General features: G+C 63.5%; 14 protein-coding genes and 1 pseudogene. 12 read left to right on the top strand and 3 right to left on the bottom strand.

The genetic code is table 11. The features are described from left to right. Positions 1-35: 35 nt before the first annotated feature. Together tgt and queA are read right to left on the bottom strand one after the other, a co-directional pair. Entirely contained in the window at positions 36-1,223 is a 1,188-nt protein-coding gene (gene tgt / locus BLV45_RS10845; RefSeq protein ID WP_090532591.1) for a tRNA guanosine(34) transglycosylase Tgt, read from the bottom strand. 119 nt (positions 1,224-1,342) lie between these two features. After that, positions 1,343-2,392 carry a tRNA preQ1(34) S-adenosylmethionine ribosyltransferase-isomerase QueA gene (gene queA / locus BLV45_RS10840; protein ID WP_090532589.1) on the bottom strand — a complete coding sequence of 350 codons (1,050 nt, stop codon included), beginning with the start codon at positions 2,390-2,392 and terminating at the stop codon, positions 1,343-1,345. A 178-nt stretch (positions 2,393-2,570) separates the two neighbouring features. Here queA and recG point away from each other — a divergent pair, with 178 nt between their 5' ends. The 6 genes and pseudogenes from recG to BLV45_RS27840 all read left to right on the top strand — a co-directional run. Then, the gene (gene recG / locus BLV45_RS10835; RefSeq protein ID WP_090532586.1) at positions 2,571-4,811 is read left to right on the top strand and encodes an ATP-dependent DNA helicase RecG; all 2,241 of its coding nucleotides are present in this window, start codon (positions 2,571-2,573) and stop codon (positions 4,809-4,811) included. Positions 4,812-4,959: 148 nt separating this feature from the next. Next, positions 4,960-5,919, top strand: a complete 960-nt coding sequence (locus tag BLV45_RS10830) for a LysR substrate-binding domain-containing protein (protein WP_090532584.1) — start codon at positions 4,960-4,962, stop codon at positions 5,917-5,919. Between the two features lie 381 nt (positions 5,920-6,300). Further along, on the top strand, positions 6,301-7,758 hold the full coding sequence (locus BLV45_RS10825) for a catalase (protein ID WP_090532582.1): 1,458 nt from the start codon (positions 6,301-6,303) through the stop codon (positions 7,756-7,758). Between the two features lie 66 nt (positions 7,759-7,824). Next, positions 7,825-8,013 (top strand): hypothetical protein, encoded by a 189-nt coding sequence (locus BLV45_RS10820; protein WP_143130414.1) that lies wholly within the window; start codon positions 7,825-7,827, stop codon positions 8,011-8,013. Between the two features lie 137 nt (positions 8,014-8,150). Then, complete coding sequence (locus BLV45_RS10815) at positions 8,151-8,639, top strand: Dps family protein (protein WP_090532578.1); 489 nt, start codon at positions 8,151-8,153, stop codon at positions 8,637-8,639. Positions 8,640-9,027: 388 nt separating this feature from the next. Next, positions 9,028-9,198, top strand: a pseudogene (locus BLV45_RS27840) (IS6 family transposase); the annotation flags it as partial. 201 nt (positions 9,199-9,399) lie between these two features. Here BLV45_RS27840 and BLV45_RS10805 read toward each other — a convergent pair. Continuing rightward, a complete protein-coding gene (locus BLV45_RS10805; protein WP_090532575.1) occupies positions 9,400-10,101 on the bottom strand; it encodes a FadR/GntR family transcriptional regulator in 702 nt (233 codons plus the stop codon). Positions 10,102-10,342: 241 nt separating this feature from the next. Between BLV45_RS10805 and BLV45_RS10800 the strand changes: the two genes are divergently transcribed. From BLV45_RS10800 to BLV45_RS10775, 6 genes are all read left to right on the top strand, one after another. Then, entirely contained in the window at positions 10,343-11,887 is a 1,545-nt protein-coding gene (locus BLV45_RS10800; RefSeq protein WP_245753202.1) for a sugar ABC transporter ATP-binding protein, read from the top strand. Next, complete coding sequence (locus BLV45_RS10795; RefSeq protein WP_090532571.1) at positions 11,880-12,911, top strand: ABC transporter permease; 1,032 nt, start codon at positions 11,880-11,882, stop codon at positions 12,909-12,911. The genes BLV45_RS10800 and BLV45_RS10795 overlap by 8 nt, the downstream gene beginning before the upstream one ends. Positions 12,912-12,948: 37 nt before the next feature. Further along, the gene (locus BLV45_RS10790; protein WP_090532569.1) at positions 12,949-13,896 is read left to right on the top strand and encodes an ABC transporter substrate-binding protein; all 948 of its coding nucleotides are present in this window, start codon (positions 12,949-12,951) and stop codon (positions 13,894-13,896) included. Positions 13,897-13,994: 98 nt separating this feature from the next. Further along, complete coding sequence (locus BLV45_RS10785) at positions 13,995-15,011, top strand: aldo/keto reductase (RefSeq protein WP_090532566.1); 1,017 nt, start codon at positions 13,995-13,997, stop codon at positions 15,009-15,011. Next, the gene (locus BLV45_RS10780) at positions 15,011-15,202 is read left to right on the top strand and encodes a hypothetical protein (protein WP_090532565.1); all 192 of its coding nucleotides are present in this window, start codon (positions 15,011-15,013) and stop codon (positions 15,200-15,202) included. Before BLV45_RS10785 ends, BLV45_RS10780 begins: the two co-directional genes overlap by 1 nt. A gap of 21 nt (positions 15,203-15,223) precedes the next feature. Next, entirely contained in the window at positions 15,224-16,234 is a 1,011-nt protein-coding gene (locus BLV45_RS10775; protein ID WP_090532563.1) for a zinc-binding alcohol dehydrogenase family protein, read from the top strand. The last annotated feature ends 10 nt before the right edge of the window (positions 16,235-16,244 follow it).

The following is a 16,244-nucleotide window of genomic DNA, read 5'->3' as shown; positions in this document are numbered from 1 at the left end:
GGCGGCACGGCCTTGCCCGCAACGTGGAAACGCCGTCAGGCAGGCCCTTCGACGCCGCGCGCCCGGTTCTCGTGGAACAGTTTGCGGAACGCATCGAACATGTGGGCTTCGATCGCGTCGCGCATTTCCTGCATCAGTTCCAGGTAGTAATGCAGGTTGTGGATCGTGTTCAACTGCGCGCCAAGAATTTCGCCCACGCGATGCAGATGGTGCAGATAGCCGCGGGTGAAATTGCGGCAGGTGTAGCAGCCGCACCGCTCGTCGAGCGGGCGCAGCGAGTTCCGGTGCGTCGCGTTACGGATCTTGATGTCGCCGAAACGGGTGAAGAGCCAGCCGTTGCGCGCATTGCGGGTCGGCATCACGCAGTCGAACATGTCGACGCCGGCAGCCACGCCCGCGACCAGATCCTCCGGCGTGCCGACGCCCATCAGGTAATGCGGTTTGTTCGCCGGCAGCTTCGGCGCGATGTGGTTCAGCACGCGCATCATGTCCTCCTTCGGCTCACCCACGGAAAGCCCGCCGATCGCGAAGCCGTGGAAGTCGATGTCCGACAGGCCCGCGAGCGATTCGTCGCGAAGATCCTCGAACATGCCGCCCTGAACGATGCCGAAGAGCGCGTTGGGATTGCCGAGGCGGTTGAATTCATCGATCGAACGTTTCGCCCAGCGCATCGACATGCGCATCGAATCAGCCGCTTCCTGGTGGGACGTCGGGACGTCGTTGGTCGCGTACGGCGTGCATTCGTCGAACTGCATCACGATGTCGGAGTTCAGCACCTTCTGGACCTGCATCGACACTTCCGGCGACAGGAAGAGCTTGTCGCCGTTGATCGGCGACGCGAACGTGACGCCATCCTCGGTGATCTTGCGCAGATCGCCGAGCGAAAACACCTGAAAGCCGCCTGAATCGGTCAGGATCGGCTTTTTCCAGCCCATGAAGGCATGCAGGCCGCCGTGCGCGGCGACCGTCTCGAGCCCGGGGCGCAGCCACAGGTGAAAGGTGTTGCCGAGGATGATCTGCGCGTGCATCTCCTCGAGTTCGCGCGGCTGGACCGCCTTCACCGTGCCGTACGTGCCCACTGGCATGAAGATCGGCGTTTCGACGACACCGTGATTGAGCGTCACGCGGCCGCGGCGCGCCTCGCCGTCGGTGGTGAGCAGTTCGAACTTGAGGCCGTTGTCCGGGCGTGCGGTTTGTGTTGCGTGCTGATGACCGTCGGTCATGAAAAGACTCCTGTGCCACCGGAAAACAGTCCGGCGCAGATGAAGAACGCCGTCGCGCCTCGCGCGACGGCGGGTTGAAACTGAAGCGGCCCGTTACGTGATGTCCGGGCCGCGGTGAATCACGCGTCGCGGCGCGTGAGCAGCATCGCGTCGCCGTAGCTGAAAAAGCGGTACCGCTCCTCGATCGCGTGCGCGTAGGCGGCGCGGATCGTGTCGACCCCGGCGAACGCCGACACCAGCATCAACAGCGTCGATTTCGGCAGATGGAAGTTCGTCACCAGCCGGTCGACGATCCGGAACCGGTAGCCCGGCGTGATGAAGATGTCCGTTTCGGCGCTCGTCGCGGCGAGCGGGCGGCCGGCTTCCTCGGCGCTGCGCGCTGCGGCTTCGAGCGCGCGCATCGACGTCGTGCCGACCGCGATCACGCGGTTGCCGCGCGCCCGGGTCGCGGCGATGCGGTCCACGAGCGTCTGCGGCAACTGGTACCACTCGCTGTGCATCTTGTGCTCGTCGAGGTTCTCGACGCGCACCGGCTGGAACGTGCCCGCGCCGACATGCAGCGTCAGCGTCGCGCGCTCGATGCCTTTCTCGTCGAGACGCGCGAGCAGCGACGTGTCGAAGTGCAGGCCCGCGGTCGGCGCGGCGACGGCGCCCGGGTTCTGTGCGAACACGGTCTGATAGCGCGTCTCGTCGGTCGCGTCGGGGTCGTGCTCGATGTAGGGCGGCAGCGGCAGCCGGCCGTACTGCTCGATCAGCGTCAGGCAGTCCGCCGGGAAGTGCAGCGTGTAGAACGGCTCGACGCGCTCGCCGACCGTGACGTCGAACGCATCCGCGAGACGCAGCGTCGTGCCGGGCGCCGGGCTTTTGCTCGCGCGGATCTGCGCGAGCGCGGTCGTCTCGCCAGTCAGCCGTTCGACCAGCACTTCGATCTTGCCGCCACTGGCCTTCTGGCCGAGGAAGCGTGCTTTCAGGACTTTGGTATCGTTGAAGACCAGCAGATCGCCGGGCGCGATGCACGCGGGCAGCTCGGCGAAGCCGCGGTCGTTGAAGCGGGCGGGCGCGCTCGAGCCGTCCACTTCGAGCAGACGGCTCGCGCTGCGCTCGGGCAACGCGGTCTGCGCGATCAGCTCGGGCGGCAGGACAAAATCGAAATCGGAAAGCGTGAACATGCGGAAGGACTGGATGTGAATCGATGCTGAATTGAACCGGTGCCGGGCGGCGAGCGGCTATGATTGCGAAACATTGCAGCGCCAGCCCGCGTGAGCGATCCGCCGGATCTGCCGGCAGACGGAGCGCAGCCGCGCTGCGCCACACTGGAAAGCCGATATTGTACTTGCGAAGCGACACATGCCCTTGCCCGAACGCCGTATGCCTGCCGATACCGAAGAAGTGAGCGCCGCGCCGAAACGCCGCGCCGCGCGCGGCAAGGCGGCGGCTGCCGCGGCAACGCCCGCGCAGGCGGACGATCAGGCGAGCGCGAAAAAACCCGCTGCGGCGCTCCCCCGAACCGCCGACAAACTCGCCAAACTTGGCCTCACGCGCGACATCGATCTCGTGCTGCATCTGCCGATGCGCTATGAGGACGAAACGTCGCTCACGCCCGTGGGCGAACTGCTGCCAGGCGACCTCGCGCAGACCGAAGGCGTCGTGTTCGACAACGAGATCGCCTACCGTCCGCGTCGCCAGTTGCTGGTCAAGCTGCGCGACGATGCCGGCGACGAACTCGTGCTGCGCTTTCTCAACTTCTACGGCTCGCAGGTCCGGCAGATGGCGATCGGCCAGCGGCTGCGCGTGCGCGGCGACGTGCGCGGCGGCTTCTTCGGCATGGAGATGGTGCATCCGGCGGTGAAGGTCGTCGAGGAAGAAACGCCGCTGCCGCAGGCGCTCACGCCGGTCTATCCGAGTACCGCCGGCGTGACGCAGGCCTATCTGCGCAAGTCGATCGACAACGCGCTGTCGCGCACCGCGCTGCCGGAACTGCTGCCCGCGTCGGTCGCGCAGGCGTACCTTCAGCCGCTGGGTGTGCCGTCGTTGATCGACGCGGTACGCATGCTGCATCATCCGAACGCGGATTCCGACGAGCACGCGCTGATCGACGGCACGCATCCGGCATGGGCGCGCATCAAGTTCGAGGAACTGCTCGCGCAGCAGATGTCGCTCAAGCGCGCGCACGAAGAGCGGCGCACGCGCGCGGCGCCGGCGATGGCGCGTCGCGGGCCGGCGGATCGGGCGTCGCTCGTCACCCGCCTGCTCGACGCGTTGCCGTTCGCGTTGACGGGCGCGCAGCAGCGCGTCACGGCGGAGATCGCGCAGGATCTGACGCAGCCGCACCCGATGCAGCGTCTGCTGCAGGGCGACGTCGGCAGCGGCAAGACGGTCGTCGCGGCGCTCGCCGCCGCGCAGGCGATCGACGCGGGCTATCAGGCCGCGTTGATGGCGCCGACCGAAATCCTCGCCGAACAGCACGCGCGCAAGCTGCGCGGCTGGCTCGAACCGCTGGGCGTGAGCGTCGCGTGGCTCGCCGGCAGCCTGAAGGCGAAAGACAAGCGCGCCGCGCTCGAAGCCGCCGCGCTCGGCACCGCGCAGCTCGTGATCGGCACGCACGCGATCATCCAGGACACCGTCGAATTCGCGCGCCTTGGCCTCGTGATCGTCGACGAACAGCACCGCTTCGGCGTCGAACAGCGGCTCGCGCTGCGCGCGAAGGCGCGTCCCCCAGGCGGACTTCCTCCGGGGCGGAACGCCGGCGACGGCGCGCGCGACTTCCAGCCGCATCAACTGATGATGTCGGCAACGCCGATTCCGCGCACGCTCGCGATGACTTACTACGCGGACCTCGACGTTTCCACCATCGACGAACTCCCGCCCGGCCGCACGCCGATCCTGACCAAACTCGTGTCCGACGCGCGCCGCGAGGAAGTGACCGGCCGCGTGCGCGAGGCGGCGCTGACCGGGCGCCAGGTCTACTGGGTTTGTCCGCTGATCGAGGAAAGCGAGACGCTCCAGCTGCAAACCGCGGTTGAAACGTACGAAACGCTGATCGCGGCGTTGCCGGAACTGAACGTCGGCCTCGTGCATGGACGCCTCGCGCCCGCGGAGAAAGCCGCGGTGATGGACGCCTTCACGCGCAACGAAGTGCAACTGCTGGTCGCGACGACGGTGATCGAAGTGGGCGTCGACGTGCCGAACGCATCGCTGATGGTGATCGAGCACGCCGAGCGCTTCGGTCTCGCGCAGCTGCACCAGCTGCGCGGGCGGGTGGGGCGCGGCAGCGCGGCGTCGGTGTGCGTGCTGCTCTATACCGGGCCGCTGTCGCAAACCGCCCGCGCACGGTTGCAGACCATGCGCGAAACGACCGATGGCTTCGAAATCGCGCGGCGCGACCTCGAAATCCGTGGGCCCGGCGAGTTTCTGGGCGCGCGGCAGTCGGGCGCGGCCATGCTGCGGTTTGCCGATCTCGAACAGGACGGCTGGCTGATCGAGCCGGCGCGCGAAGCGGCCGCGCGTCTGCTCGACGAGTACCCGGATGTCGTCACCCAGCACCTTGCCCGCTGGCTCGGCGCGCGCGAGCACTATCTGAAGGCCTGATGTTTCTGGCGCCCGCCGCGCCCCCGTAACCCGGGCCTGGCGGGGCGTCAGCGGTTTTGCCCCGTATCAAAGTCAATCCGGGTTGGCGAATTGGCCCCATAGGTGTATAACAGAAACCTATCGAATCCATCGCTCTGATTGGTCCCCAATGACGCTCACTGAATTGAAATACATCGTCGCGGTTGCCCGCGAACGGCACTTCGGCCGGGCGGCCGAAGCGTGTTTCGTCAGCCAGCCGACGCTGTCGGTGGCGATCAAGAAGCTCGAAGACGAACTGAACGTGCAGATTTTCGAGCGCGGCACGAGCGAAGTCAGCGTGACGCCGGTGGGCGAGCAGATCGTCTCGCAGGCGCAGCGCGTGCTGGAACAGACGCTCGCCATCAAGGAAATCGCCAAGCAGGGCAAGGATCCGCTCGTCGGGCCACTGCGTCTGGGCGTGATCTACACGATCGGGCCGTATCTGCTGCCCACGCTCGTCAAGCAGATGATCCAGCGCGTCCCGCAGATGCCGCTGATGCTGCAGGAAAACTACACGCTCAAGCTGATCGAGCTGCTCAAGCAGGGCGAAATCGACGTCGCCATCATGGCGCTGCCGTTCCCGGAAACTGGCCTGATGCTGCGTCCTCTGTACGACGAGCCGTTCGTCGTCGCGCTGCCGTCGGGCCACGCATGGGAGACGCGCCCGAAAATCGACCCGAGCGACCTGAAGCAGGAAACCATGCTGCTGCTCGGCAGCGGGCATTGCTTCCGCGATCACGTGCTGGGCGTGTGTCCGGAGCTGATGCGCTTTTCGCAAAACGCCGACGGCATCCAGAAAACGTTCGAGGGTTCTTCGCTCGAGACGATCCGCCATATGGTCGCGAGCGGCGTCGGCATCACCGTGCTGCCGCGCATGTCGGTGACCGAGGTGAAGCCGCATGCGGGCGGCGTCGACTCGGGGCTCCTCAGCTACGTGCATTTCGACGATCCGGTGCCCGACCGTCGCGTCGTGCTGGCGTGGCGCAAGAGCTTCACGCGGATGCCCGCCATCGACGCCATCTGCGATGCCATCAGCGCCTGCGACCTGTCCGGCGTGAGCAAGCTCGACCAGCCCGCAGCGGTCAGCTAACGCGCGCGGCCGCATCGCATCCGTTTCGCATTCGCATCGCATCCGTTGCACTGGCCGCCGGCATCGCGCCGCGCGGCCAGAAGAAGCCCATCCAGATTCAGGGCTTCCGCTATCAAATAGATATATTTAATCAAATTCTATAATTCGATAGCCATAGTTATAGTTTCCTCCATGGATCGCCCGATCCGACACACCCGGAGGAACCGATGAATCAAGCCCAATCCCCGCTTGCCCGGCAAGCCACGACGCTCCCGGTACAGACCCTCGCCGCATCGCTGCGCACCGTGGCGTTCGCGCTTCTCGTCGATCGCGCGATTTCGGCCTGAAGTTCGCCGCTACCGCCATACCGCTCAATTTCGGATAAAAGCCAGGAGTAGAAGGATGTCTGAACGCAAACTCACCACCGCCGCCGGCGCGCCCGTCGCCGACAACCAGAATTCGATGACCGCCGGCCCGCGCGGCCCGGTCGCGCTGCAGGACGTCTGGCTGATCGAGAAGCTGGCGCACTTCGACCGCGAGGTGATTCCCGAGCGGCGCGTCCATGCAAAAGGGTCCGGCGCGTTCGGCTCGCTGAAGATCACGCACGACATCTCGCGCTTCACGAAAGCGAAGGTGTTCGCGCAGGTCGGCAAGGAAACGCCGCTCTTCATGCGCTTTTCGACCGTCGCCGGTGAGCGCGGCGCCGCCGACGCCGAGCGCGATGTGCGCGGTTTCGCCATCAAGTTCTACACGGAAGAGGGCAACTGGGATGTGGTCGGCAACAACACGCCGGTGTTCTTCATTCGCGATCCGTTGAAGTTTCCGGACTTCATCCATACGCAAAAGCGCGACCCGTACACGAACACGCGCAGCAACGTCGCGGCGTGGGACTTCTGGTCGCGGCATCCGGAGTCGCTGCATCAGGTGACGATCGTGATGAGCGACCGTGGCATTCCGCGGAGCTACCGGACGATGCACGGCTTCGGCTCGCACACGTACTCGTTCATCAACGCGAACAACGAGCGCTTCTGGGTGAAGTTCCACTTCAGGTCGATGCAGGGCATCGAAAACTACATCGACGCCGAAGCCGCGCAGGTGATCGCCGCCGACCGCGAAAGCGCGCAGCGCGACCTGGTCGAGAACATCGACAGCGGGAATTTTCCGAAGTGGCGATTCTGCATTCAGGTGATGCCGGAAGCGGATGCCGCGACGTATCGCTACAACCCGTTCGACATCACGAAAGTGTGGCCGTACAAGGACTATCCGTTGATCGACGTCGGCACCCTTGAATTGAACCGGAATGCCGGCAACTACTTCGTGGATGTCGAGCAGGCCGCGTTTTCGCCGGCGAACGTCGTGCCGGGTATCGGGTTTTCGCCGGACCGCCTGTTGCAGGGACGCCTCTTTTCGTACGGCGACACGCAGCGTTACCGGCTGGGCGTGAACCATCACCAGATTCCGGTGAATGCGTCGCGCGTCGCGTCGCCGCATGCGTTCCATCGGGACGGCGGCATGCGCACCGACAGCAACCTGGGCGGCACGGTGAACTACGAGCCGAACCGCTTCGGTGAGTTCGCGCAGGATCGCAACGCGGCGGAGCCGGCGCTCGTCGCCGGTAACGTCGATCGCTACGACCATCGGGAAGACGACGACTACTACAGCCAGCCGGCCGCGCTGTTCCGGATTTTCGATGCGGCACAACGCGAGCGCCTGTTCGGCAACATCGCGCGGCACATCAGCGGCGTGCCGGACGAGATCGTGGCGCGTCAGATCGGGTATTTTCGTCGCATCGATCCGGCGTATGCCGAAGGCGTCGTCGCGGCGATCGCGAAGCTCGCGGAGCAGGATGCAAAGTGTTAACTGAAGTCAGGCGGCATGGCGGTGCGCATCGGCGCGCCGCCGGGTTTGAATCGAAGGAGAAGGATCATGAACCGGACAGTGCAGCATGCAATGAACCGTACGAACGGCGTCCGCTCAACGGGCGGCGCACGTTATGTCGCGCAGGCGCACGCGCACGGCGCGACGGTGGCGAGAAAAATGGTGGGGCTCGCGATCGTCACGAGCGGTCTCGCGGTGATCGCCGCACAGGCGCTGCAGCACGTTTTCGGCGGCTGACCGGCGCGGGGGCGACGGTCAGCCAGTGCGCGCATGTGGGACTGTCCAGGCTACACTGTCGGGCACTCAGCGTTCGGGATCGAGCATGCAATCCCGAGCGTGCCGACCGGTTCGTATCACTCTTAAAAGGAGTCATCATGGCCAGGAAACAGGTTGTTCAGCACGTCAATATCGGTATCACCGACAAGGATCGCAAGAAGATCGCGGAGGGGCTGTCGCGTCTGCTTGCCGATACCTACACGCTGTACCTGAAGACCCACAACTTCCACTGGAACGTGACGGGTCCGATGTTCAACACGCTGCATCTGATGTTCGAGACGCAATACACCGAACTCGCGACGGCCGTCGATCTGATCGCCGAACGTATCCGCGCACTGGGCGTGCATGCGCCGGGCAGCTACAAGGAATTCGCGAAGCTTTCGTCGATTCCGGAAGCCGACGGTGTGCCGGCCGCCGAAGAGATGATTCGCCAGCTCGTCGAAGGCCAGGAAGCAGTCGTGCGCACGGCGCGCGGAATCTTCCCGTCGACGGAAGCAGCCAACGACGAACCGACCGCCGATCTCTTGACGCAACGCATGCAGACGCACGAAAAGACCGCGTGGATGCTGCGTTCGATGCTGGCCTGATCGTGCAGCGGTGATCTGGCGCTGCGTTTGATCGCATGGTTGTGATGCGAGGCGCGGCTGACAAAGCCAGACAGAACGGCTTGCCAGGTTAACGCCCGGCAGGCCGTTTTTGCTTTTAGCCGCGCTCTGGCTGATTTTTCCGGTGATGCAAAAACACTCGCCCGGCGCACGCATGCGGCGTTGCGGGCCGACGTTTGCCGTGCTGCTCTAGCGTAGTGTTCCATTCTGTCTGGAACTTCAGCGGCTATTTGCGCGAATGATCTTCTGCAGGATGTCGCGAGCGGTCCTGGTCCAGATGAACGCCTTGGGGTTGGTATTGTGGTGAGCGATGTATTCGTCGATTGCCTTGATCAACTCGGGCACGTTGGTGAATACGCCGCGGCGCAGGCGCCCGGTCGTGATCACGTACGAAACGATCCGTTGCTGGTGTGACAAGTTCGGTGCTGGATTCGCCAAGTGCGCCAAGGCTGCGGCCAAGCGCTAATTTCGACGAATGCTGCGATCAAACCCGGTACCGCGGAAGATCATTGCGGATCAACTGCGTAGTTATCCGGCAGCACTTCGCACTACCCAGACATCGGATGAACGCGGAATGTCACCGCGTCATTGTGGAGGAACGTCTCGCCGCATGGCATGGCTGGACTGCCTCAGCCGCAGCTGGGCGAGTTATCTGATAAGGATAACTATTTTTTAGACAGACACGCAGTCGATGCGCGTCAACTTGACAGTGCCGGCGCAGCATGCCGCCTGCAAGTGCTCTTCAATTCGTGTCCTGCTTCAACGCGCCGCTAATCCATCGCTCTTCGGAAGCCCTGAGGTGCGCGCGCATTGCTGTTTGCGCGGCAATGGGGTCGCTGGCCTGCAGGGCCCTCAGTACGTCCTCGTGTTCCTGCGCCGCCGCGGTCCAGGTGTGAGCGCTTTCTGTGTGGCCCCGCATCGCGGCCGCGATCGGATCATGGCGACTGTCGAACAGTTCGCCCACAAAGCGGCTGAGCACCGAGTTGCCCGCGGCTTCCGCGATCAGCATGTGGAATTGCCGGTCTGCCTCGACGGGCGTTTTACCCGCTGCCGCCAGTCTGCGCATCCGGTCGATCGTGCGGCGCAGACGATCCAGCGTGGCCGCCGTCATGCGCGCCGCGGCCAGCACGACGACGCTGCCTTCGATCGCAGCGCGCGCCTGCATCAGTTCCGACGGACTATCACCAAGCGCGCCCATCACACCAATGTTGTCCGCACTTCCATCGCGCACATAGACGCCCGACCCCATCCTGATCTCGACCTGGCCGCCAATTTCCAGCGCGATGAGCGCTTCGCGCAGCGATGGACGCGACACGCCGAGCTTCAACGCAAGCTCCCGCTCGGGCGGCAGCCGTTCTCCTGCCTGAATTTCGCTTTGACGAATCAGCAGCAGTATCTGGTCGGCGACGGATTGGTAAAGCCGCTTTGGTTCTGTCGGTTTCATATTGCAGATGGTTAGCAATGCATGAGCGGCAATGAATGCTCCTCCACAAGTCTAACATAATCGGAGAAGTAGACGTGTGGCGGGCGATTCGACCTTGGTTTCGGGTTTACGATATAGGTAAGACCAATTGTAATAATGTCATTTGGCTTGACCAATACAATCAAGTATTGTTTAATTCGTCAAAATTGGACTGACCAGTACGCAGCGCCAGGTCGGCCGTTCGACAGGAGACGCAATGACAATGCTTCACGATCCAACCCGCCTTGCCGCCGCGCCCGAAAAGCGCCCCGAGCGGGAGATCCTGCGCCTGGAGGGTATCGGCAAGCGCTTCCCGGGTGTCGTCGCGCTCGACGGCATCCGCCTCGATCTTCGGCGCGCAGAGGTCCACGCCGTCTGCGGAGAGAACGGGGCGGGTAAATCCACGCTCATGAAGATCATCAGCGGCCAGTACCAACCCGACGAAGGCATCATTCGCTATCGCGGCGAGCCGGTGCGGTTTCAATCGACGACCGAGGCACAGGCGGCCGGCATCGCGATTATTCATCAGGAGCTCAACCTCGTACCGCACCTGACAGTGGCGGAAAACCTGTACCTCGCACGCGAGCCCAAACGCGGGCCGTTTGTCGACTTCCGCAAGCTCAATGCCAATGCGGCGCGCTGTCTCGCCCGCGTGGGTCTAAACGTGGCCCCGACAACACGGGTTGGCGCGCTGTCCATCGCGCAGCAACAGATGGTGGAAATCGCGAAGGCGCTGTCGCTCGACGCCCATGTGCTGATCATGGATGAGCCGACGTCGTCGCTCACCGAATCGGAAACGGTTCAGCTCTTCCGGATCATCAAGGAGTTGCGAGCGGCAGGCGTAGCGATCCTTTACATCTCGCACCGTCTCGACGAAATGGCGCAAATCGTCGACCGCGTGACAGTACTGCGCGATGGCCGTCATATCTCTACCGACGACTTTTCCGCGCTGAGCGTGAACGACATCGTCGCCCGCATGGTGGGACGTTCTCTTGAAGACGCGTACCCGCCGCGGCAGTCGCGGCCCACCGACACCGTGCTGCTGAGCGTGCGCGACCTGAGCCGGGCAGGTGTCTTCGGTCCGGTTTCATTCGAGCTTCGCAAGGGCGAGATTCTCGGCTTCGCCGGCCTCATGGGCGCAGGCCGTACCGAAGTCGCTCGCGCGATCTTCGGTGCCGACCGACTCGACGGCGGCACGATTGCGCTTCACGGTCAGCCCGTGACGATACGTTCGCCGCGTGAAGCCATTCGCCACGGCATCGCCTACCTGTCGGAAGACCGCAAGCTGGAAGGTCTCGCGCTTCCGATGCCTGTCGCCGTGAACATCACGCTTGCGAACGTGCGGGCCATTTCGTCGCGCGCCGGCTTCCTGCGTTTTAGAGAAGAGGCCGCGGTCGCGCGGCGCTACGTGCAGGAACTGGCTATCCGCACACCATCTGTCGACCAGATCGTACGCAACCTGTCCGGCGGCAACCAGCAAAAGGTCGTGATCGGCAAGTGGCTCTACCGCGGATCGAAGATCCTGTTCTTCGATGAGCCCACGCGCGGTATCGACGTGGGAGCGAAGTTTGCCATTTACGGGCTGATGGACAGGCTCGCGGCAGATGGCGTCGGTGTCGTGCTGATCAGTTCGGAGTTGCCGGAGCTGCTTGGGATGACGGATCGAATTGCCGTATTTCACGAGGGCCATATGACGGCGGTTCTCGAAACGAAACAGACCAGTCAGGAGGAAATCATGCACTTTGCTTCGGGGCATACACATGCTTGAAATGACATCGGACCGGACCCAGTCCGTCGACCGGACGGCACGACAGCGGCGTCGCGACCTCATCCAGAAGTTTGCGGCCTTGGGCAGCCTGGTAGCACTTGTGATCGCGTTCTCGATTTCGAGCGCGGCTTTCTTCTCGGTCGGCAACATGATGACCGTCAGCTTGCAAGTGACATCCATCGCGTATCTTGGCGTCGCCGCCACCTGCGTGATCATCACGGGCGGCATCGACCTTTCCGTGGGCTCGGTGCTCGCGCTCGCGGGGGTGTCGGCGGCGCTGCTCGTGAAAGCCGGCGTGCCGGTGCCCGTTGCCATGCTCGGCGGGATCACGGTGGGTGGCCTGTGCGGGCTCGTCAACGGTATTTGCGTGACGCGCATGGGCTTGCCGCCATTCATCGCGACGCTCGGCATGATGCTGGTCGCACGCGGTCTTGCACTGGAGATCACTGGGGCGCGCCCCGTCTCCGATCTTGGCGATGCGTTTGGCGCGCTCGGCAACGGCGCGTTGTTCCGCCTCTCCCATATCGGTGCTGACGGCTTTCCGGACACGACCTTTCCCGGTATTCCATACCCCGTCGTCATCATGATCGTGCTGTTCGTCGTGGGTTCAGTGCTGCTCTCGAAGACTTCGCTCGGCCGTCACATCTACGCCGTCGGCTCGAATGCGGAGGCAGCCCGGCTCTCCGGCGTCAACGTTCGAGGCGTCACGCTCTTCACTTACGTTTTCTCAGGAGTGCTGGCCGGTGTGACCGGATGCGTGCTGATGTCCCGGCTCGTGACCGGCCAGCCCAACGAAGGCGTCATGTACGAGCTCGACGCGATCGCGAGCGCGGTGATCGGAGGCACGTCCCTGATGGGTGGCGTGGGCGCGATCTCTGGCACCGTGATCGGCGCGTTCGTGATCGGAGTTCTTCGCAACGGTCTGAACATGAATGGGGTATCCAGTTTCATTCAGCAGATCATTATCGGCGTTGTGATTCTGGGCACCGTCTGGATCGACCAGTTGCGAAGCCGGAAGCTGTGACCACAAGAAGTTCAACCACGCGACATAGGAGCGAGACATGAAGAAGTTTCCTTTACGGGCAGTAGCGGCATTGCTGTGCACGATGTTCACGACGGCTGCTTATGCGGCAGGCGGCGAGATCGCAGTGATTGTCAAGACGGTCAATTCGAATTACTGGCAAAACGTGCAGAAAGGCGCGAATGCCGCGCTCGGCGGCGCGAAGGGCTATACGATGACCTTCCAGGGACCGACTGCTGAAACGGCCGTCGCCGACGAAGTCAATATGGTCGAGAATGCAGTCAACCGGCACGTCGCGGGCATCGTGCTCGCACCGTCCGATCCTGATGCACTTGTGCCGGCCCTCAAGAAGGCATGGGAGGCGCACATTCCAGTCGTGCTGATCGACTCGGCACTTTCGGATGCGGGCAAGCAGTATTACCAGTCGTTCCTGTCCACCGACAACGAGAAGGCCGGAGAACTGTGCGCGAAGGCGCTGATCGATCGCGTCGGTCAGACGGGCAAGATCGCCATTATGTCTTACGTGCCTGGAGCCGGATCGGAAATCGGGCGCGTCGGGGGCTTCCGCAAGTACATCGCTGCTCACTCGAAGCTGAAAATTGTCGGGCCGTACTACTCGCAGTCGCAGATGGCTAACGCGTTGAATCAGACGACCGACGTGCTTTCGGCGAATCCCGATCTGAATGGTATTTTCGGCGCCAATGAACCCACTGCAATCGGGATGGGCCGCGCGCTCAAACAGTCCGGGAAGGCCGGCAAACTGGTTGCCATCGGCTTCGACGGCAACCAGGACCTGCAGGACTTCGTACGCGATGGCACGATTCAGGCGATCGCCGTTCAGGGATCCTATCAGATGGGATACAAGGGCATTCAGACCGTAGTGAACGTCATCGAACACAAACCCGTCGCGAAGCAGGTCGATACGGGCGTCGTCCTGGTCGAGAAGCAGAACCTCGACTCCCAGGACGCAAAGAACGTCCTCTATTGACGAGACCGGGGACCTGCATCGACGCCAGGTCGCGTTGCTGCAGGTCCGGTCCTTCGCCGCGTCCGACGATATACCTGTTCACGATAGCTCCCTGGTTTATGAACGCTCATGAAATGCGTGCCTTGCCTCGCAGCGGGCTACAGTTGACGGCCCTCGGCCTCGGCTGCTCCCAGCTCGGCGGCCTCTACCGTCCTATGTCATTCGCTGACGCGACCGCGCTCGTCGAGGCGGCGTGGTCCGTGGGCCTGCGCTATTTCGATACGGCCCCGTACTACGGCTACACGCTCTCCGAGCGGCGCGTGGGTCACGCGCTCGCGACGCGCGAGCGCGACGCGTTCACGCTAAGTTCGAAAGCAGGTCGCCTGATGCGGCCCGATGCGAGCGTGCGACCTGGCGATGATGGCTGGGCCGAACCGCTCGCTTTCCGGCCCGTCTTCGATTACAGCTACGGCGGCATCATGCGCTCGTATGAGGATAGCCAGCAGCGGCTTGGGAACCCGCGGATCGATATCCTCTATGTACACGACATCGGCGTGATGACGCATGGCGAGCGTCATACCCACTACTGGGATCAGCTGGTTGCGGGTGGCGGATTCCGCGCGTTGGCTGAACTGCGCGCGAGTGGCGAGGTTCGCGCGATCGGTCTTGGCGTCAATGAGTGGGAAGTCGCAGCCGATGCGATGAATGAGGCGGCGCTCGACGCCATCCTGCTCGCCGGACGCTACACGCTGCTTGAACAAACCGCGCTGGAGCCGCTGCTTGATGTCTGCGCGCGTGTGGGGACTGCCATCGTCGTGGGTGGTGTGTTCAATTCCGGCGTGCTCGCCGGCAACGGCAGGTTCAATTATGCGGACGCGCCTGCCGAAGTCGTCGAGAAGGTCCGGCGGCTGTCCGAACTTTGCGAGCGTTTTGCGGTTCCCCTCCCGGCGGCTGCGCTGCAGTTTCCGTTTGCTCATCCTGCCGTCGTCTCTTGCGTGGTGGGCGCACGCAGTATCGCCCAGTTGCAGCAGAACATCGTGTGGCTCGAGCAACGCGTGCCAGCAAGCTTTTGGGCCGCGCTCAGCAACGAAGGGCTGATTGCTGCGAATGCGCCGGTTCCGGAGGAAGGCGCGTGATGCAGCGCATCGATGCTCACCAGCACTATTCCGTGCTGTGCGTCGCAGCACGCTACGGCGGCTACGGCGAGTGGCTTTCGACGTGCGAAGACGACTGCGAGCGCCTTTTCGGCGCTGCGGCACTTCCGGACGTGTTCGGTGGTAATGCATGCCGTTTCTACCGCATCGGCGTAATGACCTGTCGCACTTAACTTGATCAAAAGGAAACCACCATGCTTAGTGTCATTTGCGAATCCCCAGGCGTCTTGCGCGTACAGCAGCGCGATGTACCCGCGCGCGGGAACGGCGAAGTGCTGCTGCGCGTGAGTCGTGTCGGAATTTGCGGCACCGACCTGCACATTTTCACCGGGAGTCAGCCGTATCTGGAGTATCCGCGCGTGATGGGCCACGAACTTTCCGCAGTGGTCGTCGAAGCAGAGCGCGACTCGGGACTTTCCGCCGGCGACAGCATCTACGTCATGCCCTATTTGTCCTGCGGGCACTGCGTAGCGTGCCGGCAGGGCAAAACGAACTGTTGCGTCAACATCAAGGTGCTGGGCGTGCATTGCGACGGCGCACTCACCGAGTACCTGAGCGTGCCGGCCCAGTTCGTGCATAAGGCCGAAGGCGTGACGCTCGATCAGGCCGCGATGCTTGAATTCCTCGCCATCGGGGCACATGCGGTGCGACGCACGGATGTGTTGGCTGGTCAGCGGGTGCTGGTGGTCGGCGCGGGCCCGATCGGCATGGCCGCGATGATCTTCGCGAAGCTGCGCGGTGCCGCCGTGACCTGTCTCGACACGCGTGCCGATCGCCTCGCATTCTGCCAGTCGCACCTCGGCGTGGATGCCGCCGTCGCGGTCGGCGTGGACGACGCAAAGCAGCTCGCATCGTTAACGGACGGCGAGTTCTTCGACGCCGTCTTCGATGCGACAGGGAACATCGACGCGATGAACCGCGGCTTCAGCTTCGTCGCGCATGGGGGCAAATACACACTCATCTCGATCGTTCCGGGTCAGGTGACGTTTTCCGATCCCGAGTTCCATAAGCGCGAAACCACCCTGCTCGCGAGCCGCAACGCGACGCTTGCTGACTTCGAGACCGTGCTTGAGGCGATGCGCGCGGGACGCATTCCAGACCAGGCACTCAACACGCACCGCATGCAGCTTGCAGACGTACCGGACGCGTTTGCGCGTCTGCTCGAGCCAGGGCAGACCGTGGTGAAGGCGCTAGTGGAGTGCTGATCGATGGTGG

Origin of the sequence: Paraburkholderia sartisoli, from assembly GCF_900107685.1 — a bacterium.
GTDB classification, from domain to species: domain Bacteria; phylum Pseudomonadota; class Gammaproteobacteria; order Burkholderiales; family Burkholderiaceae; genus Paraburkholderia; species Paraburkholderia sartisoli.
This window is presented reverse-complemented; position numbering and strand designations above follow the sequence as displayed.

Coding starts and splice junctions, on each gene's coding strand:
- BLV45_RS10795 (WP_090532571.1), top strand. CDS start 11,880: ATGCTTGAAATGACATCGGACCGGACCCAGTCCGTCGACCGGACGGCA.
- BLV45_RS10790 (WP_090532569.1), top strand. CDS start 12,949: ATGAAGAAGTTTCCTTTACGGGCAGTAGCGGCATTGCTGTGCACGATG.
- BLV45_RS10805 (WP_090532575.1), bottom strand. CDS start 10,101: ATGAAACCGACAGAACCAAAGCGGCTTTACCAATCCGTCGCCGACCAG.
- recG (WP_090532586.1), top strand. CDS start 2,571: ATGCCCTTGCCCGAACGCCGTATGCCTGCCGATACCGAAGAAGTGAGC.
- BLV45_RS10820 (WP_143130414.1), top strand. CDS start 7,825: ATGAACCGGACAGTGCAGCATGCAATGAACCGTACGAACGGCGTCCGC.
- BLV45_RS10775 (WP_090532563.1), top strand. CDS start 15,224: ATGCTTAGTGTCATTTGCGAATCCCCAGGCGTCTTGCGCGTACAGCAG.
- tgt (WP_090532591.1), bottom strand. CDS start 1,223: ATGACCGACGGTCATCAGCACGCAACACAAACCGCACGCCCGGACAAC.
- BLV45_RS10800 (WP_245753202.1), top strand. CDS start 10,343: ATGCTTCACGATCCAACCCGCCTTGCCGCCGCGCCCGAAAAGCGCCCC.
- BLV45_RS10815 (WP_090532578.1), top strand. CDS start 8,151: ATGGCCAGGAAACAGGTTGTTCAGCACGTCAATATCGGTATCACCGAC.
- BLV45_RS10780 (WP_090532565.1), top strand. CDS start 15,011: ATGCAGCGCATCGATGCTCACCAGCACTATTCCGTGCTGTGCGTCGCA.
- queA (WP_090532589.1), bottom strand. CDS start 2,392: ATGTTCACGCTTTCCGATTTCGATTTTGTCCTGCCGCCCGAGCTGATC.
- BLV45_RS10830 (WP_090532584.1), top strand. CDS start 4,960: ATGACGCTCACTGAATTGAAATACATCGTCGCGGTTGCCCGCGAACGG.
- BLV45_RS10785 (WP_090532566.1), top strand. CDS start 13,995: ATGAACGCTCATGAAATGCGTGCCTTGCCTCGCAGCGGGCTACAGTTG.
- BLV45_RS10825 (WP_090532582.1), top strand. CDS start 6,301: ATGTCTGAACGCAAACTCACCACCGCCGCCGGCGCGCCCGTCGCCGAC.